Origin of the sequence: Thiorhodococcus mannitoliphagus (assembly GCF_010915725.1) — a bacterium.
Lineage (GTDB): Bacteria > Pseudomonadota > Gammaproteobacteria > Chromatiales > Chromatiaceae > Thiorhodococcus > Thiorhodococcus mannitoliphagus.
The window spans coordinates 1-20,150 of record NZ_JAAIJR010000010.1 but is presented as its reverse complement, the minus strand read 5'-3'; the positions used below and the strand labels follow the sequence as shown (position 1 = coordinate 20,150).

Here is a 20,150-nt window from a genome sequence, read left to right as displayed (position 1 = left end):
GCGGCATTCACCACACGGAGCCTCCGATGCGATCGAATGTCCCTCTTCTTACCATGTTTTCCATGTTCTCGTGTTTCGCCGTCCTCGGCGCGCCGGCGGCGCGGTGTGATCCGACGTCCGGCGAGGTCCTGTCCGCCTACAGCATTCTGGCACCCACCAGCCACGGCGGTCAGGTCACCATCGCACGGGTGATTCTGCAAGGGGCCGCGTCGGCGTGTCCAAGGCTGGTACCCGCAAGCGGCGGCGGAGCGGCCATTGCCACACAAGCCCGCACGAATCCGGACCCCGCTCATTTCGACATCCAGGTCTGCGAAGCGGTCGTGACCAGAGAGATGCAAGTCCAAGGCAGTGATCGACGGCTGCCCGGTCCACCCGTCGCGGCAGCGCATCTGGCGGTCATCGGCGATTCTGGGTGTCGCCCTGGATCCCAAGGGGGATGTCAGCCAGGGAGTTCGGCCTGGCCCCTGCTCGACATCGCCAACACTGCCGCGCGCGCAGATCCGGATATCGTGCTGCACATGGGGGACTACAACTATCGCGGAACCCCCGGCAAGGTCGCGATCAATGGCAAGCAGGAGCACGTCTACGATGCCGGAGACAACACCGACGCCATTAGTTGCACGCTGCCGGGCCCCTACCTTGGCCAGAACAGCCCCGGCAGCGACCAACCGGACCAATGGACGAACTGGTGGCTGGATTTCTTCAAGCCCGCGACGGCGTTGCTGGCCGCGGCGCCCTGGATCGTCGCCCGAGGCAATCACGAGTTGTGCAGCCGCGCGGGGCCGGGCTGGTTCTATCTGCTCGATCCCGGCTCCGACCTGCCGGATGTCGCCACCGGTCAAGGCACCTGCCCGCCCGCGGAGAGCACCGAACCTCAGGTCTTCGGCCGTCCCTATCGCTTGGATCTGGCCGGGCTCTCCATCGTCGTCATGGACTCCGCCAATGCCTGTGACCGAGGCTCCCTGCACCAGGGGCATTTCGACCGACAGTTCCAGGCGCTCCGAACCCTCGTGGATGCTGCCCCGGAGCAGTCCCCGCGCTGGCTGTTGACGCATCGGCCGATCTGGGCGGTGCGTGCGGCGGACACCTCGACCGCTTCCAACCAGACCGACCCCTCCGGCCGGTTTGCGCTCATCAACCAGACCTTGCAGAGGTCCGATCAGCGACACCCCATCGCGGGTGCCTTCGAGCTCATTCTCTCGGGTCACATGCACACCTTCGAGGCCATCGGGCGCACGCGCGACGGCATGCCCGCCGGTCCCGATCAACTCGTCATCGGCAATAGCGGGATCGAACTCGATCCGGGCCAGGACAGGATGCCCTTCTCCTTTGCCTTCGGCGAGATCGGCTGGGCCGGTTTGGGTCTCCACGCCTTCGGCTACATGGAGCTTCAGCCGCGCGGTGAAGCCGGCTGGACGGGAGGCTTGCTGGATCCCGACGGCAAGACGTTGGCCACTTGCGGCAGTGATCATCCGGCGGAGAAGGCAGGACCCTGTGCGCCGGTGGACTGACGTTGGTCCGACGAGATGGGTTGGATGTGTGCGGGGGGGCGGTCACGGGGCATCGGCACCTTCAGCAGGGCGCTTATGTGCGGCAGCGTACCGACAGCCATCGCCAGTGCGCCTATAAAGGGATTGTCGCAATGGTTCAGTCGGGCGCTGCCAGATGAGCGTTTTGGACGATTGATTGCGGAAACAAACATCGAACCAAATCCTGACTGGAGTTTGAACATGAAACGCATGAGCCTTCGCACGACTTCGCGCGCTGCCCTCTTTCTCGCCGGAACGGTCCTGGCCGCCGGCGCATTCGCCCAACCGCCTCAAGGCGCTTACGGTCCTGGCTACGGCATGGGTCCCGGCATGATGGGTGGCCCCGGTCCTGGATATGGTCAGGGGCAGGGCTATGGCATGGGTCCCGGCATGATGGATGGCTACGGGCCTGGATACGGTCAGGGTCCAGGCTACGGCATGGGTCCGGGCATGATGAACGGCTACGGGCCTGGATATGGTCAGGGTCAGGGCATGATGAATGGCTATGGTCCTGGATACGATCAGGGTCCGGGCTACGGGCAGGGATCCGGTTTCAATCGGGCCAGATAACGGCATGCGCCGCTTGAGGCGCGAGCATCGGGAGCCGGTGTGGACCAGCGCAAAGACCTAAGCACCCCTTCAGCCAATCGCGGCCTCGTCGTCGCGGTGCGCGGTAGCGTGGTGGATCTGCGCTTCGAGACGCATCTGCCGCCGATCTATCGGCTGCTGCGCGCGGGGTCGGAAGGCCAGATCCGCATCGAGGTGCTGGCGCAGTTGGATGACCATCATGTGCGCGGCATCGCCCTGACACCCACGCAGGGGCTGGCGCGCGGCATGTGGGTGGAGGACAGCGGCGGACCGCTGATGGCACCTGTGGGCAAAGGCATCCTCGGGCGCATGTTCGACGTCTTCGGCAACGCCATCGACCGCCAGCCGCCGCCCACTGAGATCCAATGGCGTTCTGTGCACAACGCCCCGCCACCCCTGGCGCGGCGTTCGACCCAGTCCGAGGTCTTCGAGACCGGGATCAAGCTCATCGATGTCCTGGTCCCGCTGGAGCGCGGTGGCAAGGCGGGGCTGTTCGGTGGGGCGGGCGTGGGCAAGACCGTGCTGCTCACCGAGATGATCCACAACATGATCGGGCACCATGCCGGGGTCAGCCTTTTCTGCGGCATTGGCGAGCGCTGCCGCGAGGGCGAGGAGCTCTATCGTGAGATGAAGGACGCCGGCGTCTTGCCGAACATGGTGATGGTCTTCGGGCAGATGAACGAGCCGCCGGGCAGTCGCTTTCGCGTCGGGCACGCCGCGCTGACGATGGCCGAGTATTTTCGCGACGACGAGCAGCGCGATGTCCTGCTGCTGATCGACAATATCTTCCGCTTCATCCAGGCCGGCATGGAGGTCTCCGGCCTCATGGGTCAGATGCCCTCGCGCCTCGGCTATCAGCCGACCATGGGGACGGAACTGTCGGGGCTGGAGGAGCGTATCGCCAACACCGATGCCGGGGCCATCACCTCCATCCAGGCAGTCTATGTGCCGGCGGACGATTTCACCGACCCGGCGGCGGTCCATACCTTCTCCCATCTCTCCGCCTCCATCGTGCTCTCGCGCAAACGGGCGGGCGAAGGACTGTATCCGGCCATCGACCCGCTGCAATCGAGTTCGCGGATGGCGACGCCGGGCATTGTCGGCGAGCGGCACTACGCACTGGCTCAGGAGATCCGGCGCACCCTGGCCCAATACGCGGAACTCAAGGACATCATTGCGATGCTGGGTCTGGAGCAGCTCTCGCCGGAGGATCGCAATCTGGTTGCGCGTGCTCGGCGGCTGGAACGTTTTCTGACTCAGCCTTTTTTTACCACTGAACGCTTTACTAGCCTGACCGGCAAGCTTGTGAGCCTGGCCGATGCGCTGGATGGCTGTGAGCGCATTTTGGGGGATGAGTTCAAGGATGTGCCTGAGGGGGCGCTTTATATGATTGGGGGGGTGGATGAGGCGGTGGTGAAGGTTAAGGACGACAAGGACAACAGGGACATCAGGGACAAGGAGGAGACGTGATGAATCTGAAGGTTCTGTTGCCATTTCGCGTCTTTGCAGAGGTCGCCGAGGTGACGCGCATCGTCGCCGAGACGCCCGACGGCGCCTTTGGGCTCCTGCCGCGTCGCTTGGATTGTGTCGCGGCGCTCGCGCCGGGGATTCTGATCTACGAATCCGCCGCCGAGGGCGAGGTCTATCTGGCCGTGGATGAAGGGGTGCTGGTCAAGACCGGCGCCGAGGTGCTGGTGTCGGTGCGTCGGGCGATTCGCGGTAGCGACCTCGGCCAGCTGCGCGCGACGGTGGAGCAGGAGTTTCTGATCCTGGATGAGCACGAGCAGGAGATGCGCGCGGTGATGGCGAAACTGGAATCCGGATTTCTGCACCGTTTCGTGAGCCTGCAACATGACTGAGCCTCCAGACAGAAAGACCTCGGACAGGGCGCCGAGCCTCGTTGGTCAGATCGGCGACAAGGCCGCGCGCAAGCTCAAGGCACGTCGCAACCCCACGCCGGGGGTCTGGTTCGGCCTCGGCATGATGGGGCTGATCGGCTGGTCGGTGGTCGTGCCGACGCTGCTTGGCGCGGCGCTGGGCCTCTGGCTCGACGAACAGCATCCGGGCACCCATTCCTGGACCCTGGCGCTGCTGGTCGGCGGGCTCACGCTCGGCTGTTTCAATGCCTGGCATTGGGTCGCCAAGGAAGAGCGGGCGATGCGCGAAGAGCAGGAGGATGACGATGACTGACACGCCGGGCCTGGTGCTCTCCGGGGTCGCGGGACTGGGCCTCGGGGCCATGTTCTTCGGCGGGCTCTGGTGGACGCTGCGCAAGAGCCTGGCGTCCACCAAGCCGGCGCTTTGGCTTCTAGGCAGCCTGCTGGTGCGGATGAGCCTGCTTCTGGTCGGCTTGTACCTGGTCTCCGGCGGTCATTGGGAGCGCCTGCTGGCTGGGCTCGTCGGCGTCATCGGGGCGCGCTTTGTCGTCTTGCGATTGACCAGCCCATCAGTGGTCGCGAAGGAGGTCGATCATGCGCCTGAGTCCCGATGAGATCATCTTCTGGGAATACGGGTTGATCAAGCTCAACGCAACCATCGTCTTCACTTGGGCGCTGATGCTCGTGCTGGTGGTCGGCTCGCTGCTCGTGACGCGCAAACTGTCGCGGGATCTCACCCGTTCGCGCTGGCAGAACCTGCTGGAGATCCTCGTCACCGGCATCGAAAAGCAGATCGCGGAGGTCGGACTGAGCGACGTGCGGACCTATCTCGGCTTTCTCGGCACCCTCTTCCTGTTCGTCGCCTCGGCCAGCCTGGCCACCATCATCCCCGGCTATGAGCCGCCGACGGGTTCGCTCTCGACCACGACGGCGCTGGCGCTGTGTGTGCTGGTGGCCGTGCCCTTTTTCGGCATCGCGGACCAGGGACTCGGCGGCTATCTCAAGTCCTACATGGAGCCGACCTTCATGATGCTGCCCTTCAACATCATTAGCGAGGTCTCCCGCACCCTGGCCCTGGCGGTACGGCTGTTCGGCAACATGATGAGCGGGGCGATGATCATCGCCATCCTGCTCACCATCACACCCTTCCTCTTTCCCATTCTCATGACGGCGCTCGGCCTGCTCACCGGGATGGTGCAGGCGTACATCTTCAGCATTCTGGCCGCCGTCTATATCGCGGCTGCCACGCAGACACGCAAACCAAAGCCGGCGGCCAAGCCATGAGACACCCACAGACTCAGCGGAGGACACACCATGGATAGCCTGACCCTAATCGCAGTGATATCGATCGTCATGGCCGGCCTCACCACGGGCTTCGGCACCATGGGACCGGCGCTCGCGGAAGGCCGGGCGGTGGCGACCGCACTCACCGCGCTGGCACAGCAGCCCGACGCCTCGGCCACCATCACCCGCACCCTGTTCGTCGGGCTGGCGATGATCGAATCCACAGCCATCTACTGCTTCGTGGTCTCGATGATCCTCATCTTCGCCAATCCCTTCTGGAACCTCGCCATCGCCCAGTCCGCCGGGAAGTAGGCCATGCTCATCGACTGGTTCACCGTCGGCGCGCAGGTGATCAACTTTCTCGTCCTGGTGTGGTTGCTGAAGCGCTTTCTGTATCGGCCGATCCTCGACGCCATCGACGCGCGCGAGCAGCGAATCGCCGCCGAGCTGGCTGACGCCGACGCGAAACGCGCCGAGGCCAAGCAAGAGCGCGAGACCTTCCAACAGAAAAACCAGGCCTTCGACGAGCAGCGTGCGACGCTCTTGGCCGAGGCGACGGACGCGGCGAAGGCCGAACGCCAGCGGTTGCTCGACGAGGCCCGGCAGGCTGCCGACGCCTTGCGTGACAAGCGGCAGGAGGCGTTGCGCCAGGAAGCCGAGCAGCTCAACCAGGCCCTATCGAGCAGGACGCAGCGGGAGGTCTTCGCGATTGCGCGTAAGACGTTGACGGATCTCGCTGGGGCCAGTCTGGAGGAGCGTCTGGTCGCGGTGTTTATTGAGCGCCTTCGGACGATGGATGGCGAGGCGCATGCCCTGTTTGCCGAGGCGCTGAAGGCGAACTCTGACCCGGTGCGTGTGCGCAGTGCCTTTGAGCTGCCGCCGGCGCAACGTGAGCGGATTCAAGCGGCGCTTAATGGCACTTTTGAAACCGAGGTTTCGGTCCAGTTTGACGCTGGGCCGGATCTGGTTGGCGGGATCGAGCTGACCGCGAATGGGCAACGGATTGGCTGGAGTATTCAGGATTATCTGGGGTCACTGGAACAGAGCGTGACTGAGTTGCTGAGTGGCTCTTGATGACTTCAAGGACTCCAGAGACTACAAAGACTTTAAGGACTGCAAGGACACCAAGGACATCAAGGACCGATTGACTCAGTTGTCGTTGTCGTCCTTGATGTCCTTGAAGTCTTCTCTTTGCAGTCATTGAAGTCCTTGAAGTCCTTAAACCAAGGAGCAACCCCATGCCCACCGGCTTCATCCCAACCCACGGCGGCTACAAAAACCTGCTCTCCTATCAAAAAGCCGAGATCGTCTACGACGCCACGGTCCATTTCTGTCAACGATTCGTCGAAAAACGCGACCGTACCTACGACCAGATGGTGCAGGCCGCCCGGTCCGGCAAGCAGAACATCATCGAGGGCAGCATGGCATCCGGTACCTCGAAGGAAATGGAGATCAAGCTGACCAATGTCGCCCGCGCCAGTCTGGAGGAGCTGCTGGCCGACTACCGCGATTTCCTGCGTGTGCGCGGGATTGCGGAGTGGTCCAAGGAGCATCCCTACGCGCTTCGGCTGCGTGAGCTGAACCGGATTCGTGGCGCCACCTATGAGACCTTTCGCAAGGGCGTGGAGCATCCCGATCCGGCGATCTGCGCCAACGTCATCATCGGGTTGATTCGAGTGACGAGTGTGCTCTTGAGTCGGCAGATTCAGTCGCTTGAAAAGGCGTTTCTTGAGGAAGGTGGGATGCGTGAACGCATGACCAGGGCGCGACTTGATGAGCGTGATCGACAGCGTGGGAGGGGGCGGTGAGGTTTGAGGACTGCAAGGACAACAAAGACCTTGAAGACAACAAAGACTCCAAGGACTCCAAGGACCGCTTGGCTCAGTTGTCGTTGCAGTCCTTAACCCTCTTAAAGACGACAAAGACTTCAAGGACAACAAAGACATCGAGTCCAGCGGTCCTTGATGTCCTTGGGGTCTCTGAAGTCCTTTAGTCCTTGAAGTCCCTAAGAGCCAACCATGCCACAAACCCTCCAACCCCTCTTCGACCAAACCTTCACCGCCATCAGCCAGGCAAGAGACACCTTTGTGCCTCGACTCAAGCCACGGGAAATCGGCACCATCAAGATGGTCTCCACCGGCATCGCCAAGGTCTCTGGCCTACCCAGCGTCGGCTTCGAGGAACTGCTGGCCTTTCCCGGCGAGGTCTTCGGCATCGCCTTCAACCTGGATCCGGACGAGATCGGCGTGGTGCTGCTCGGCGACTACTGGCAATTGCACGCCGGCGATGCGGTCGAGCGCACCGGCCGTGTCATGGACGTGGCGGTCGGCGATGCCCTGCTGGGCCGCGTCATCGACCCGCTCGGGCGACCGCTTGATGGCCTGGGGCCGCTGGCCACCAGCAAGCGCCTGCCGATCGAGCGCCCCGCCGCACCCATCATGGACCGCGCGCCCGTCACCGTGCCCTTGCAGACCGGGCTCAAGGTCATCGACGCCCTCATCCCCATCGGGCGTGGCCAGCGCGAGCTGATCCTGGGTGATCGGCAGACCGGCAAGACGGCCATTGCGATCGACACCATCCTCAACCAGCGCGGCAAAGACGTCCTCTGTGTCTATTGCGCCATCGGCCAGCGGGCGTCCGCGATCGCCAAGACGCTGGCGACCTTCCGGGACCAAGGCGCGCTGGACTACACCCTGACCGTTGTGACCGAGGGCAACGACGCGCCAGGGCTCACCTACATCGCCCCCTATGCCGCGACCAGCATCGCCGAGCACTTCATGGAACACGGCCGCGACGTCTTGATCGTCTATGACGACCTTACCCACCACGCCCGCGCCTATCGCGAGCTGTCGCTGCTGCTGCGCCGCCCGCCGGGCCGCGAGGCCTTCCCCGGCGATATCTTCTACATCCACTCGCGCCTGCTGGAGCGCGCCACGCGCCTGCGCGAGGACCTTGGCGGGGGCTCGCTCACCGCGCTGCCGATCATCGAGACCGAGGCGCAGAACCTCTCCGCCTACATCCCGACCAATCTCATCTCCATCACCGACGGGCAGATCTACCTCTCGCCGTCGCTGTTCGAGTTGGGCGTGCTGCCTGCGGTCGATGTCGGCCAATCCGTCTCGCGCGTCGGCGGCAAGGCGCAGCGGGCCGCTTACCGCGCGGTGGCGGGCGATCTGAAACTGGCCTACGCCCAGTTCGAGGAGCTCGAGACCTTTGCCCGCTTCGGCGCCCGAGTCGATGAAGACACCCAGGAACGCATCGCGCATGGGCGACGCATCCGCGCCTGTCTCAAACAACCGGAGTTCGCCCCGGTGTCGATGCCCGCGCAGATCGCCATCCTGCTGGCCCTGACCGCCGGGCTCTTCGACGCGGTACCGCTGGAGCGAATGCCCAACGCCGAGCGCGCGGTGCAGGAGGCGGCGGGGAAGATCCCGGAGGATGTCAGCGCGCGGCTGGTGAGCGCCGATTCATTGAGCGATGCGGATCGTCAAGCCATCGTCGATCTTGCCCGCGCGGCGCTCGGCGCATTCCAGCCCCAAGCCGGCCCCACGCCGACGGGTCGCGCAACGTGATCACCAAACTCCGCCATGGCTGGCAATCGATGCGGTCGAGCTTCTGGTTCGTCCCCGCCCTGATGGTGGTGGATGCCGTGGTGCTGGCCATCCTCCTGATCACCCTAGAAATGAGCGTCGATTTGCATCTGGCGACGCGCTGGCCGCTGCTCTTCGGCGCCGGCGCGTCCGGCGCCCGTGGCCTGCTCACGACCGTCGCCAGCTCCATGATCACGGTGGCCGGACTGGTGTTCTCGATCACCCTGGTGGCCCTCTCCCTGACCTCCAGTCAGTACAGCTCGCGCGTCATTCGCAACTTTATGCGCGACCGCGTCAACCAGTGGGTGCTCGGCGTCTTCCTCGGCATCTTCGCCTACTGCCTGGTGGTCCTGCGGACGATTCGCGAGGGTGGCGAGGGGGCCTTCGTCCCGACGCTGGCGGTCCTGGCCGGCCTGATCCTCGCCTTCGTCGGGATCGCGGTGCTGATCCACTTCATCCATCACATTGCGACCTCCATCCAGGCGTCGAGCATCGTGGCGACCGCCGCGCAGGAAACGCTCGCCGCCGTGGACCATCTGTTCCCCGATGCCTTGGGAGAGGACGACGATGAAAACGCCGACGGCGACCTGGAGAGCGCGCTCGCCAGTCAGCCCTGGTTGGCCGTCCCAGCCAGCAAGACCGGTTACATCGAAAGCCTCGACGCCGCCGCGCTGATGGACGTCGCCCGAACCCTAGAGACCCTCTTGCGAATGGAGCATGGTGTTGGGGATTTCGTCGTCGCGGGCACACCCCTGGTCTCGCTGCTCGACCCGGGTGACCTGGACGAGGCGACGACGGCCAGACTGAACCCCGTCTACGTCATCAGCCGCCAGCGCACGGTGCAGCAGGATGTCGCCTTCGGCATCCGCCAGATCGTCGATATCGCCATGAAGGCCCTGTCGCCCGGCATCAACGACACCACGACCGCGGTGATGTGCGTGGACCATCTGGCGGCGATCCTGATCCGACTGGCGACGCGCCGGATTGCGACGCCCCATTGGCTGGATCAGGGCGCCTTGCGCGTGATCGTCCGAGGCTCGAGCTTCGAGGGCCTCTTGAGCGAGGCCTTCGACCAGATCCGGCAGAACGCCGAAGGCAATGTCGCCATTCTGTTGCGCCTGCTCGGTGCGCTGCAAAGCATCGCCGGCCAGACCGCCAGCCTCAACCGGCGGTGGATGCTCCAACAAAAAGTCGAGGAGATCGCCGAGACGGCCGAGCGCAGTATTGCGTCCCCGCATGACCGCAACCGGCTTGCAAAGCGGTTGATGCGGGTGCACGAAGCGCTCGACATGAGGATGGCGTCGTGAGCGACACCACCGCCAGCCTGCGCCACAAGATCCAGAGCGCCGGTGACCTCCAGTCCGTCGTCCGCACCATGAAATCGCTGGCCGCGTCGAGCATCGTCCAGTATGAGCAGTCTGTTCTTGCGCTGGGCGACTATGCGCGCACCGTGGAGCTGGGGTTGAGCGTCTGCTTCCGGGGCATCGGCCACGCGGATACAGCGGCTGGCGACGTCAGGGGCGCCGAGGCGGACGTGATTGGCGCGATCGTCTTCGGCTCCGATCAGGGGCTGGTGGGCCAGTTCAATGATCTGGTGGCCGATCATGCCGTGAAGACACTGGAACGGCTGACTGACCCGCCCAAGGACCGCGCCGGGAAGCAGCTGCGGGTCTGGGCTGTCGGCGAGCGGGTGCAAGCGCCTTTGACGGACGCCGGTCTGACGCTAGCCGGCAGCTTCACCGTCCCCAGCTCCGTCGCGGCGATCACCGCATTGGTCGGGGAGATCCTGGTGGCGACCGAGGCGCACCAGCGTCAGGGTGAGCTAAGCGCGCTCCACCTCTTCTACAACAGACCCAGCTCCGCAGCCGTCTATACGCCCGTCGATCAGCGGCTACTGCCCTTGGACGCGCCTTGGCGGCGCTCGCTGGCCGAGGCCCCTTGGCCGACCAACAACCTGCCCGAGGTCATCGGGGGCGACAGCGGCGCCGACTCCGGGACCCTGCGGGCGCTCATCCGCGAGCATCTGTTCGTGTCGCTCTTTCGCGCCTGCGCCGAATCCCTGGCCAGCGAAAACGCCAGCCGACTCGCCGCGATGCAGCGCGCCGACAAGAACATCGAAGACCTGCTGGAGACGCTGAACGGAACCTTCCACCGGCTGCGCCAAAGCGGTATCGACGAGGAGCTGTTCGATGTCATCGCCGGCTTCGAGGCGCTCGCCGGGTCGCAGCGGTCAGCGCAAGGGCGATGAACCAATCATTCTGCGCGGATGATTCTGAGCCTTCCCTGTAAGCTAGGCATCGACTCTGGTTGTCGATCAACCAGGACTGCTCGATATCAGCGTCTCACACCCGTCGGAGTCCGCTCACTGCAGAGCCTGCGACGCCAAAGTCGAGAGATCACGCTGAGCGTCGTTTAGAGAGCGCCCATCAATTATTTCCCGATGCGAGCGATCCCGCCCGAAATCCCCCCTGGCCCCCCTTTGCGAAAGGGGGGAAGCCGTTGATGGACACTTTCTTAGAGGACGACACGGATCAAAGACCATGGTGATCTCATGACCAAACCCCAGACTCCCGCACGCACATTGACACCCGGCCACCAGCTCGATACACCGGATTTCGAACGGCAGCCGCCGGGAAGCATCCTGCACGACTTCGAGGCCCTGCTTGGCCTGATTGGCGATCAGGGGCTGCCGGTTACCCCCGGCCATCAATTCGCCATGAAGACCCTGGAGTCGATCAATCAGCATCTCACGCACCCACTGGAACTGGGGTTGAAGCGCGCCATGCAGAAATCCTATCCGCACATCAATGGTCTCTATCTGGTGCTGCGCGCCAGTGGACTGGCGTGGATCGACACGGCATCCAAGAAACCACGTCTGCATCTCGACCCCGCCGTCCTCGCCTCCTGGTGCTCCCTCAACGCGGCCGAGCGCTATTTTGCCTTGCTGAAGGCCTGGTGGGGCCGCTCCAGTGAGGAGATGATCGGCGAGCGCGAAAGCTGGGGCGGAGATGCGTCGATGAGAGTCGTCCAATTTCTTAAGATGTTGCCGAACAGGGGTCCCCTGACGTTCGAGACACCTCAGGACGCGGAACTGCTCCGGTATTCTCCCGGCATCCACCATCTGGCGTTGCTGGATCTCTTCGGCTTGGTCGAACTGCGGGCCATGCCGCCGATGGAAGGCAAGGGCTGGCAGCCCGAGCGGGTCGACCTCAGCGCGTGGGGACGCGCCTTGCTGGGCCACTTTGCGGCCTTCATGCGCCAACAATCTCTGGTGCCCGAGGCTGAATCGGACATGCCAATCCTCGACACCGCAGACTTTTTCGACTCCCTGGCGCGTTTCGAGCATTGGAGCCAGCTCGTGCGCCCGCAGATCCCCGACTGGCGCCAGGAACTGGAGATCCCCGAGCCCCCTTTCCAAGCCGGCCAACATCTGTTCAAGGTGTCGCTGGGAGCGGATTGCTGGCGGCGGATCGCCATTGGGGGCGAGACCGATGTCGACGACCTCGCGGACACCATTCTCGCCGCCTTCGACTTCGATGACAGTGACCATCTGTATCGCTTCAGCTATCAGGGCCGCTTCGGCCGCACCATCGCGATCGATCACCCCAATTTGGCGGGCGAGTCCGAATACGTCGCCGATGAGATCAAGGTCGGCGACCTTGCGCTTCGCGCAGGGATGCGGATCGACTTCCTGTTCGACTTTGGCGATAGATGGCGATTCGAACTCACCGTTGAGCAGGTGAGTGACGGACCCGCGAGCCAGGAACCGCAACTGCTGGAAGCGCATGTCCGGGCGCCCGTGCAGTATGACAATTGGTAGCGGCCATCCCCTTTGCTCATCGGATCTCCCCGTCGCGGCGCGAGGCCCGGGCGAGTAAGGCAACCAGCGGATTGGCGGTTAGGCCGTGTAGCAGGATGCTCAACAGGATGGTGCAGACCAGGGCCACGCTCAGGGTGTCGCCGCCGGGCAGGTCGGCGCTGAACACCATGATGCCGAACACGATGCTGGCCAGGCCGCGAGGCCCGAACCAGCCGATAAAGAGCTTGGCGTTAGCCCGCAACGGCAGCCCCCGCAGGGAAAGGTAGACCGGCAGCATCCGGATCAGGGTGAGGCTGAGCATTGCATAGAGGAGCACGGACCAGCTGAAGTAACCCACCGTTTGGCCCACCACCCCGGCACCGAAGACCACCCAGGTCATAAGGGCCAGGGTGTCGCCGGTGCCCTCGGCGGCGAGCAGCAATGCATGCTTCTCCTGCTTCGCCAAGGCGCCGAACAGGAGGCCGCCCGCGAAGGCGGCGATGAAGCCGCTGCCGCCCAGCAACTGGGCCAAGGCGAAGCAAGACAAGGCGAGCGCCACCACGGGGAGCTGCCGCCAGGTCTCGGTGATCCAGCCGTGACGGGTGCTGAGACGCAAGAGCCCGATCGCGGTCAAGGTGACCGCGACGCCCACGGCAACGCCGATGCCGATCGCCTCGGCGAAATACCCCAGACTGAACCCCAGCCGATACTGCTCGACGCCGGTCGCCAGGGCCAGCAAGGCGAGCAAGATGGGCACGCAGATGCCGTCGTTGAGGCCGCTCTCCACGTTGAGCCCCTCGCGCACGTCTGGCGGGACGGACGCATTGGTGACGACGGCCTTGCCGAGCGCGGCATCGGTTGGGGCGAGCATGGTCGCGAGGATCGCGATCTCAAACCACCCGAGTTCAGGGAACAACAGCACCCCGACCGCGAATCCCAGCAGGATGGTCAGCGGCAAACCCATGCCGAGCAGTCGCTCAGGGATGCGCCAGCTCTTGCCCAGGACCGAGAGATTCGCATTGGCCGCGTCCGTGAACAGGACCAGGGCGAGGGTCAGCTCCGCCAGGGTACGCAGACCTTCGCGGTCGATACCCAGATGCAGCCAGCCGAGCCCGACGGGCCCGAGCGCCAGGCCAAAGGCGGTGAAGACGATGGGGCCGGTGAGTGGCGTGCGCTCCACACCGCCAGCAATGGCACTGTAGATGAAGACAAACAGGCCGACGATGGTGAGGTCTGCGTACATGGCGAGGCTCCTAAACCGCATCCAGACGGAAATGCGGCCTTTTCATTTTGTATCTTGCCGTGGGGATTTCATCAATTTCGAGAAATCGGGCCTTGGTCGTCGTTTCGTTGCGCCAGGCAACGCCTGGAAGGAGAGGAAGATAGCGAACGGATAAGCGAATCGGAAACTCCTTCTTGCGACCGACCCGGCGGGGGCAAGTCCCGAGCCGGAAAGGACTGGCCATCCAGCGCAACCGAGTGTTGCTTGGTGCGGGAGCGATCTCGCCTGCGAAGCCTGCACAGGGAAACTCCGCCGGGGTCTGAGAGCAGGACATGCACGCACGAGTCGCCAAGGAACCTGGGAGGACTCAGTCGTTCCTTGTCAGTGAGGCCGAATACCATGGTGCCGCCCAGCGAGGTGATCAATTACACTGCGTTGGCGAGCCGGCAGGGACTTGATCCTGCATACGACCGCGGGTATCGGCCAAGAGACCCGTGGCGCCGGGTAAAAGCCATGCTGAAACAGGCCGCCGAGCGCACCACGGGTCTACTCGGCGCTGAACCGCAACATCCTGGACGTCTTCAACGAATACGGCGTGGCCATGATGACACCGGGCGATGCGGCCGATCCGCCCGAGCCCAAGTCCGTCGCCGAGGGGGCATTGGTCTGCGCCGCCGGCGGCAACGCCCTCCGCGTCCAGCTCGGCCTAGCATCCACATCAGCGACCCTATTTGGCGTCTATCACGCCGGCCTGGGTCTCTCGACATCACGATTCGGAGGACAACATGGCCTGGCTGTACCTGGTGATCGCGGGTCTGTTCGAGTGGGGCTGGCCGGTCGGACTCAAGCTCGGGCTGGCGGAGTCCGGCCTGCGTTGGGGCTGGATCGGCTTCGCCGGCCTCTGCATGGTCGCCAGCGGCGCCTTGCTGCTGATCGCCCAGAAGACCATCCCCATGGGGACGGCCTACGCCGTCTGGACCGGCATCGGCGCCGTCGGCACCTTCGTGCTGGGGATCCTGCTGTTCCATGAGCCCGCGACCTTGGCGCGTTTCTTCTTCGTTGGGCTGATCGTCGTCGGCATCGTCGGTCTCAAGTTCGTGTCGGGGCATTGAGTGAGGCAGCCGTCATGACACAGTGGTTGCAGCGACCCCTAACCTCCTCCGCGATGTCGGACCCGAACCGCATTGCCTGCTTCTTCTCGACCTCGGGGCACAGCGGGGTCGACCGCGCGGCGGCGCATCTCATCCCTGCCCTCGCCCGACGCGGCTATCGGGTGGATCTTCTGAAGGTGCGGCGGCATGGGCCGGATCTCGACGAGGTCCCGGAGGGCGTCTCCATCGTCGACCTTGGCTCGCGTCACACATACGCCTGTTTGCCGGCGATCGTCCGCTATCTGCGCCGTGCCCAGCCCGTGGTGATGCTTTCGGACAAAGACCGCGTCAACCGCACAGCCTTGCTCGCGCGGGCGCTGGCGCGCGTGCCGACGCGTCTCGTGCTGAGTTCCGGGACGACCATCTCGATCGACCTGGCCTCCCGTGGCCCACTGGAGCGCTGGATCCAGCGCAATTCGATGGGACACCTCTACCCGATGGCCGATCAGGTCATCGTCACCAGCGACGGCGTCGCGGACGACATGGCCGCCTACACCGGGCTGGCCCGTGAACGGATCCGGTCGGTGCCATCGCCCGTGGCGCCAGCCAGCCTCTTCGACGCCGAACAGCCGCGCCCGGATCATCCCTGGTTCGAACAGCCCGGCATCCCGGTCATCCTGGGTGTCGGCGAACTCTGCGGGCGAAAGGATTTCGCGACCCTGCTGCGCGCCTTCGCCCGCGTCCGCGCCGCGCGACCGTGCCGCCTGATGATCATCGGCAAGGGTGCCGCGCGCGAGCGGCTGCTCGATCAGGCCGAGTCTCTCGGGGTCGCGCAGGACGTCGACCTGCTGGGCTATGTCCCGCAACCCTATGCCTACATGGCCCATGCAGCGCTTTTCGTCCTCAGCTCGCGATGGGAGGGACTTGGCTTCGTGCTGATCGAGGCCATGGCGGTCGGAACACCAGTCGTCTCCACCGACTGCCCGAGCGGTCCGCGGGAGATTCTCGATCAGGGAGGCTACGGCCCCCTGGTTCCAGTTGGCGATGATGAGGCCCTGGCACACGCCATTCTGGCGACACTGGATGACCCGCTTCCCGGACACGCCCTGCAGACGGGGATCCGTCGCTATGAGATCGAGGCCAGCACGGACGCCTATCTTCAGGCAATGGGACTGCCGACTCGAATCACCCCAGACCGGCCGAGCCGCGCCTCGAAGCGGTACAGTCTCCATGCGATCGAGGAGCGCTGAGGCGTCGCCTCAAGCTACTCGAAGGTTGTCGGACCGGGCGAAGTCATCCACGTCCAACGCCAGATCGACGGCCGAACACTCATCGCCACTGAACCTCGCGGCATTCCCCTTGGTCATGACCTCGTAGGCGAACTGCGGGGTGCAATCCGCGCTCGGCGGAATGACGCGCATCTAGCTGTACGCCACCTTCGGCCTGCGGACGAAACGGGCGGCGAGAGCCTAGACGTTTCGTAACATAACTGTCATCTTATGGTAACAATCGGAGGATCCCTCTTGCACGCATACGACTAGGCGACTTGAAAAACGGCACCGAGAATCGGCTAACGATCGGCGACTGGCTTGGCGGCTTGGCGGGCGCTGCGGTCGCGCTCCCGCAATCCATGGGCCTGGGCGTCGGGCTCTTCAGCGCCATGGGGCTGGGCGCCGCCGCCGGGGCGCTGTCAGGACTCATCGGCGCCGCAGCCTTGTCGCTCGTGTCCGGGATCGGCGGCTACACCCGTGGCATGATCAGCGCCCCGAACGGTCCGGTAACCATGCTGCTGATCGCGTCGATGGCAACGCTCAGCGCCGAGGGGATCTCGGGTGGGAGCGCCGTGGTCGCGCTCGCCGTGCTGGTCGTGCTCGCCGGATTGATTCAACTCGTCATCGCGCTGAGCGGTGGCGGACAATTGATCAAGTTCATCCCCTACCCCATGGTGGCCGGTCTCGTGACCGCCATCGGGATCCTCATGATGCGCTCGCAGCTCTCGCCCTTGTTGGCGAGACCCGGCGACGCGATCCCAGAGATCTGGAGCTGGCTGCCTGCAGCGACCGCCATTGTGACCTTCGCCGCCATCAAGCTAACGCCTCGGCTCCTACCCCGGATGCCGGCCATCATCGGAGGGCTGATCGTCGGATTGGTCGCCTTTCATTCGGCGGCCGCGCTCGCGCCCGTTCCGCTACCGGACGCCTGGATGGTAGGCGCCATACCAGAGCTTGAGGGCATCCATCTCGATCTGAGTTGGGCTGCGCTGACTGCACTGCGCTGGGATCTGCTCTTCCCTGCCGCCATCGCACTGGCGGTGCTGGCCTCAATCGACTGTCTGGTCACGGCAGTGGTGGCAGATTCGGCAACGGGATGCCGTCACAAGGCGCGTGGTGAGCTGGCCTGCCAGGGGGTGGGCCAGATTCTTGCCGGCTTGCTCGGCGGAATTGGTGGCGGCGGGACCAAAGGATCAACCCTGGTGGCAATCGGCGCCGGGGGGCGGCGCTGGCCAGCCGTGGTCGCCAGTCTCGGTTTCATCTTACTGCTCGCGGTGGCCGGACCGATCGGTCGCTACCTACCCATCAGCGTGCTCGCCGGCGTCATCATCTACGTTGGCTTCACCATGTTGGAGTGGCGGGTGCTGCTTTGGCTGCGCCAGCCCAGAACCCGCATCGACGGCTTCCTCGCCCTGGTGGTCGTTGCCTCTACGCTTTACTTCGACCTGATCATCGGCGTCGGCGTCGGGGCACTTGGGGCCATGGTGCTCTTTCTCCGCGACCAGATCCGCGCCCATACGATCCATACCCGCAGCACCGGCCGCGAGCTGCGCTCACTGCGCCTGCGCAGCAAGGAGGACCATGCGCTGCTGGACGAGCACGGCGATCGCATCGTCTACATCGAGCTGCGCGGCCACTTGTTCTTTGGCACGGTCGATCGCCTCTTCACCGAGCTAGCCACGCTGCTCGAGCGCCCCGTCTGGATCGTCATCAATATGCGCCGTGTGCAATCCGTCGATTTGACAGCGCTTGACCTCTTTCGTCAGATGAAGCTGCGCCTGCGCGCCCATGGCGGCCACATGCTGTTCGCGAACATCCATCGCGGCGCCGCGCAGGCTCACAAGATGGACAAGCTTCTGCGCGCATTTGCGTTCGGCTACAGCCAGCCTGACATCAAGACGAGCTTCAAGAGCACCGACAAGGCGCTAGAGGCCGCGGAAGACTTGCTCTTGAGCGCGCTCGGCCGACCGCCCACGCCGATGGATACGCGGATCGAGATCGCAGACAACGCGCTCTTCCGCGGTATCGAGGCCAGCGTGTTGGAGACCCTGCGCCCGCTGATGCTGGAGCTGCAACTCCCGCGCAAGGCCAGGCCATTCGAGGTTGGCGCCCCCGGCGATGCCGTCTATTTCGTCATCCAGGGCGTGATCGATCTGCGCCTGCCGAGCGGCGACTACCATTACAAGCGCCTGAGCAGCATCGGGCCCGGCGGCTATTTCGGCGAGACCGCCTTCATCGAACCAGGCCCCCGCTCGGCCGATGCCGTGGTCATCCGCGACGCCGAGCTGCTGGTGCTGAGTCGCGCGGCAATCGGGGATCTCGCCGACCGCACCACGGATGCCGCCGCCCTCGCCCTGGTGCTCAGACTCGCGCGATCCCTCGTTCAGCATCTGCGCCGAGCCCGGACCGACATTCGTCGGCTTGAGCATTGGTGAGGGCGTCGCATCGCGAAGTGTTCGAGGGGGGGCTGGGTTGCCCGGGGGCTGGGCCACGTTTCGCCGTTTCGCCGGTCGCTTCAATGTTGACGACATCGAGCAATTGGCTGCTGCATAGGGCCAGTTCCTGCTTCGAGGTAACAACCAATATCGGCGAATCACTGCGCCCCCGTCGATAATGCCCTGACGATCCCCCCCCACGCACCTAACGCCAACCGCTGCTTGAAGCCCTCCTCCAGCAACCGCCGGGCATTGTCTCCCTGACGCTGCCGCAACCCTGGATCGTCGCGCAGTCGCCGCACCGCTGCTGCGAACGCCTGCCCATCCCTCTCCGCCACAGCCGTGCCGCAGTCATGGGTGCGCAACAAGCGCGCTATCTCGCCGTCGTGATCGCCTACGAACAGCACCGGTCGCCCCGCGGCGGCGATGCCATAGAATTTGCTCGGAACGATCAAGCCTTCCAGTGCCGGGCGCAGTGAGATCCAATGCACATCGGCGACCCCCAGACTCTCGCTCAGACGTTCCCGCGGCTGGTAGGGACGAAACTGCACCGTGTCGAGCCCCCGCCGCACCGACTCCGCACGGAGCTCCAAGAGCTGATGACCGCTCCCGATGAAGAGCAAGACGACCCGTTGCCCGTCAACACCCGGATCCGCGTGCAGTACCTCGGCGGCTTCCAGCACCGTCGCAACATCATGTGCTCGCCCCAGATTGCCGGAGTAACCCAACACGAAGGCATCCGTCAGCCCCCACTCGTGGCGCAGCGGGTTCGCCGCCGGGGAGAGGGGGCGAATCGCCTCGTCATCCGCCCAATTGTGAATCACCCGCACCCGCTCGGGCGTGACCCCAGCCTCCCGCACCCGCTCCGCCATCCGCTCGCCGATCACGACATTCAACGCCGCCGCCCGCAACGAAACATCCCGCCACCGCTGCAACATCCGTCCAAATGAGCCGCTCGCCAGTCGCAGCTGCAAAGCCGAGGCGACCTCCGGAAAGAGATCCTGTAACCAGTTGACCTGCGTCACCCGCCGTCCGACCAGCGCCCAGCGCACCAGCACAGACAACAGCGGCGGATCCGTCATGGCCACGACCAGATCATCCGGACGCACCAGACGCCGCAGCCTCCAAGCTGCGCTCAGATAAAAACTCAGATAATCCACGCCCCTGCCCACCAGACCGGTACGCCCGAAGCGGCTGGTCAAGACGCGGCGAGCTATGCTGAATTCTGGTGTATAAGCGCGGGCTGATCGGGGCTTGGAAGGCGGCGCACCGTTGCTGACAATGTGGTTGTTCAAGACACACAACAGCAACGAAGAGGTGCGCCATGAGAGACGATACGAGCAAGCCGAAGGACAGCGCAAGCCTGCTGCCGACGACGACCCTGGAAGAGTTGGTGCGCCGTGGTGCACGCCAGCTGATCCAGCGGGCCGTCGAGGTTGAGGTCGAGGCGCTCTTGAGCGAGTC

At 64.5% G+C, this 20,150-nt stretch carries 20 protein-coding genes and 1 pseudogene; 18 read left to right on the top strand and 3 right to left on the bottom strand.

What is annotated here, in order from left to right; all coding sequences use genetic code 11:
- Positions 1 to 62: 62 nt before the first annotated feature.
- The 14 genes from G3480_RS03980 (at position 63) to G3480_RS03915 (ending at position 12,688) form a co-directional block, all read left to right on the top strand.
- On the top strand, positions 63 to 1,511 hold the full coding sequence (locus tag G3480_RS03980; RefSeq protein WP_164652381.1) for a metallophosphoesterase: 1,449 nt from the start codon (positions 63 to 65) through the stop codon (positions 1,509 to 1,511).
- 219 nt (positions 1,512 to 1,730) lie between these two features.
- Positions 1,731 to 2,099: a hypothetical protein gene (locus G3480_RS03975; RefSeq protein ID WP_206171484.1), complete on the top strand. Its 369-nt coding sequence runs from the start codon at positions 1,731 to 1,733 to the stop codon at positions 2,097 to 2,099.
- A 39-nt stretch (positions 2,100 to 2,138) separates the two neighbouring features.
- The gene (gene atpD, locus G3480_RS03970; RefSeq protein ID WP_164652380.1) at positions 2,139 to 3,587 is read left to right on the top strand and encodes a F0F1 ATP synthase subunit beta; all 1,449 of its coding nucleotides are present in this window, start codon (positions 2,139 to 2,141) and stop codon (positions 3,585 to 3,587) included.
- On the top strand, positions 3,587 to 3,976 hold the full coding sequence (locus G3480_RS03965; protein ID WP_164652379.1) for a F0F1 ATP synthase subunit epsilon: 390 nt from the start codon (positions 3,587 to 3,589) through the stop codon (positions 3,974 to 3,976). The genes atpD and G3480_RS03965 overlap by 1 nt, the downstream gene beginning before the upstream one ends.
- Positions 3,969 to 4,307 carry an AtpZ/AtpI family protein gene (locus G3480_RS03960; RefSeq protein ID WP_164652378.1) on the top strand — a complete coding sequence of 113 codons (339 nt, stop codon included), beginning with the start codon at positions 3,969 to 3,971 and terminating at the stop codon, positions 4,305 to 4,307. Before G3480_RS03965 ends, G3480_RS03960 begins: the two co-directional genes overlap by 8 nt.
- Positions 4,300 to 4,608, top strand: a complete 309-nt coding sequence (locus G3480_RS03955) for an ATP synthase subunit I (protein WP_167752453.1) — start codon at positions 4,300 to 4,302, stop codon at positions 4,606 to 4,608. The genes G3480_RS03960 and G3480_RS03955 overlap by 8 nt, the downstream gene beginning before the upstream one ends.
- Complete coding sequence (locus G3480_RS03950; RefSeq protein ID WP_164652376.1) at positions 4,589 to 5,278, top strand: F0F1 ATP synthase subunit A; 690 nt, start codon at positions 4,589 to 4,591, stop codon at positions 5,276 to 5,278. Before G3480_RS03955 ends, G3480_RS03950 begins: the two co-directional genes overlap by 20 nt.
- 30 nt (positions 5,279 to 5,308) lie before the next feature.
- Complete coding sequence (locus G3480_RS03945; RefSeq protein WP_164652375.1) at positions 5,309 to 5,590, top strand: F0F1 ATP synthase subunit C; 282 nt, start codon at positions 5,309 to 5,311, stop codon at positions 5,588 to 5,590.
- Between the two features lie 3 nt (positions 5,591 to 5,593).
- Entirely contained in the window at positions 5,594 to 6,352 is a 759-nt protein-coding gene (locus tag G3480_RS03940; protein ID WP_164652374.1) for a F0F1 ATP synthase subunit delta, read from the top strand.
- A gap of 164 nt (positions 6,353 to 6,516) precedes the next feature.
- Positions 6,517 to 7,086: a four helix bundle suffix domain-containing protein gene (locus G3480_RS03935; RefSeq protein ID WP_164652373.1), complete on the top strand. Its 570-nt coding sequence runs from the start codon at positions 6,517 to 6,519 to the stop codon at positions 7,084 to 7,086.
- A gap of 210 nt (positions 7,087 to 7,296) precedes the next feature.
- Positions 7,297 to 8,850 carry an alternate F1F0 ATPase, F1 subunit alpha gene (locus tag G3480_RS03930; RefSeq protein ID WP_164652372.1) on the top strand — a complete coding sequence of 518 codons (1,554 nt, stop codon included), beginning with the start codon at positions 7,297 to 7,299 and terminating at the stop codon, positions 8,848 to 8,850.
- Positions 8,847 to 10,175: a DUF2254 family protein gene (locus G3480_RS03925; protein WP_164652371.1), complete on the top strand. Its 1,329-nt coding sequence runs from the start codon at positions 8,847 to 8,849 to the stop codon at positions 10,173 to 10,175. The genes G3480_RS03930 and G3480_RS03925 overlap by 4 nt, the downstream gene beginning before the upstream one ends.
- Entirely contained in the window at positions 10,172 to 11,116 is a 945-nt protein-coding gene (locus G3480_RS03920; RefSeq protein ID WP_164652370.1) for a F0F1 ATP synthase subunit gamma, read from the top strand. The genes G3480_RS03925 and G3480_RS03920 overlap by 4 nt, the downstream gene beginning before the upstream one ends.
- Before the next feature lie 303 nt (positions 11,117 to 11,419).
- Positions 11,420 to 12,688: a plasmid pRiA4b ORF-3 family protein gene (locus G3480_RS03915; RefSeq protein ID WP_164652369.1), complete on the top strand. Its 1,269-nt coding sequence runs from the start codon at positions 11,420 to 11,422 to the stop codon at positions 12,686 to 12,688.
- 16 nt (positions 12,689 to 12,704) lie between these two features.
- On the opposite strand, the gene G3480_RS03910 is transcribed toward G3480_RS03915, so the two are convergent.
- On the bottom strand, positions 12,705 to 13,910 hold the full coding sequence (locus tag G3480_RS03910) for a cation:proton antiporter (protein WP_164652368.1): 1,206 nt from the start codon (positions 13,908 to 13,910) through the stop codon (positions 12,705 to 12,707).
- A 764-nt stretch (positions 13,911 to 14,674) separates the two neighbouring features.
- Here G3480_RS03910 and G3480_RS03905 point away from each other — a divergent pair.
- Positions 14,675 to 15,001, top strand: coding sequence for a DMT family transporter (locus G3480_RS03905; RefSeq protein ID WP_164652367.1), 327 nt, complete (start codon positions 14,675 to 14,677; stop codon positions 14,999 to 15,001).
- A gap of 53 nt (positions 15,002 to 15,054) precedes the next feature.
- A complete protein-coding gene (locus G3480_RS03900) occupies positions 15,055 to 16,230 on the top strand; it encodes a glycosyltransferase (RefSeq protein WP_164652419.1) in 1,176 nt (391 codons plus the stop codon).
- Positions 16,231 to 16,239: 9 nt separating this feature from the next.
- Here the strand turns inward: G3480_RS03900 and G3480_RS03895 are convergent, their stop codons facing one another.
- Positions 16,240 to 16,401, bottom strand: a complete 162-nt coding sequence (locus G3480_RS03895) for a hypothetical protein (protein ID WP_164652366.1) — start codon at positions 16,399 to 16,401, stop codon at positions 16,240 to 16,242.
- Positions 16,402 to 16,526: 125 nt separating this feature from the next.
- Between G3480_RS03895 and G3480_RS03890 the strand changes: the two genes are divergently transcribed.
- Positions 16,527 to 18,686: an SLC26A/SulP transporter family protein gene (locus G3480_RS03890; protein ID WP_164652365.1), complete on the top strand. Its 2,160-nt coding sequence runs from the start codon at positions 16,527 to 16,529 to the stop codon at positions 18,684 to 18,686.
- A 158-nt stretch (positions 18,687 to 18,844) separates the two neighbouring features.
- On the opposite strand, the gene G3480_RS03885 is transcribed toward G3480_RS03890, so the two are convergent.
- Complete coding sequence (locus tag G3480_RS03885) at positions 18,845 to 19,888, bottom strand: glycosyltransferase family 4 protein (protein ID WP_206171483.1); 1,044 nt, start codon at positions 19,886 to 19,888, stop codon at positions 18,845 to 18,847.
- 122 nt (positions 19,889 to 20,010) lie between these two features.
- On the opposite strand from G3480_RS03885, the pseudogene G3480_RS03880 reads away from it, so the two are divergent.
- Positions 20,011 to 20,150, top strand: a pseudogene (locus G3480_RS03880) (IS256 family transposase); the annotation flags it as partial.

What these genes read in the sequence shown, in the direction of transcription:
- G3480_RS03980 (WP_164652381.1), top strand. Translation starts at nt 63, where the DNA reads ATGTTCTCGTGTTTCGCCGTCCTCGGCGCGCCGGCGGCGCGGTGTGAT.
- G3480_RS03975 (WP_206171484.1), top strand. Translation starts at nt 1,731, where the DNA reads ATGAAACGCATGAGCCTTCGCACGACTTCGCGCGCTGCCCTCTTTCTC.
- G3480_RS03965 (WP_164652379.1), top strand. Translation starts at nt 3,587, where the DNA reads ATGAATCTGAAGGTTCTGTTGCCATTTCGCGTCTTTGCAGAGGTCGCC.
- G3480_RS03960 (WP_164652378.1), top strand. Translation starts at nt 3,969, where the DNA reads ATGACTGAGCCTCCAGACAGAAAGACCTCGGACAGGGCGCCGAGCCTC.
- G3480_RS03955 (WP_167752453.1), top strand. Translation starts at nt 4,300, where the DNA reads ATGACTGACACGCCGGGCCTGGTGCTCTCCGGGGTCGCGGGACTGGGC.
- G3480_RS03950 (WP_164652376.1), top strand. Translation starts at nt 4,589, where the DNA reads ATGCGCCTGAGTCCCGATGAGATCATCTTCTGGGAATACGGGTTGATC.
- G3480_RS03945 (WP_164652375.1), top strand. Translation starts at nt 5,309, where the DNA reads ATGGATAGCCTGACCCTAATCGCAGTGATATCGATCGTCATGGCCGGC.
- G3480_RS03940 (WP_164652374.1), top strand. Translation starts at nt 5,594, where the DNA reads ATGCTCATCGACTGGTTCACCGTCGGCGCGCAGGTGATCAACTTTCTC.
- G3480_RS03935 (WP_164652373.1), top strand. Translation starts at nt 6,517, where the DNA reads ATGCCCACCGGCTTCATCCCAACCCACGGCGGCTACAAAAACCTGCTC.
- G3480_RS03930 (WP_164652372.1), top strand. Translation starts at nt 7,297, where the DNA reads ATGCCACAAACCCTCCAACCCCTCTTCGACCAAACCTTCACCGCCATC.
- G3480_RS03915 (WP_164652369.1), top strand. Translation starts at nt 11,420, where the DNA reads ATGACCAAACCCCAGACTCCCGCACGCACATTGACACCCGGCCACCAG.
- G3480_RS03910 (WP_164652368.1), bottom strand. Translation starts at nt 13,910, where the DNA reads ATGTACGCAGACCTCACCATCGTCGGCCTGTTTGTCTTCATCTACAGT.
- G3480_RS03905 (WP_164652367.1), top strand. Translation starts at nt 14,675, where the DNA reads ATGGCCTGGCTGTACCTGGTGATCGCGGGTCTGTTCGAGTGGGGCTGG.
- G3480_RS03900 (WP_164652419.1), top strand. Translation starts at nt 15,055, where the DNA reads ATGTCGGACCCGAACCGCATTGCCTGCTTCTTCTCGACCTCGGGGCAC.
- G3480_RS03895 (WP_164652366.1), bottom strand. Translation starts at nt 16,401, where the DNA reads ATGCGCGTCATTCCGCCGAGCGCGGATTGCACCCCGCAGTTCGCCTAC.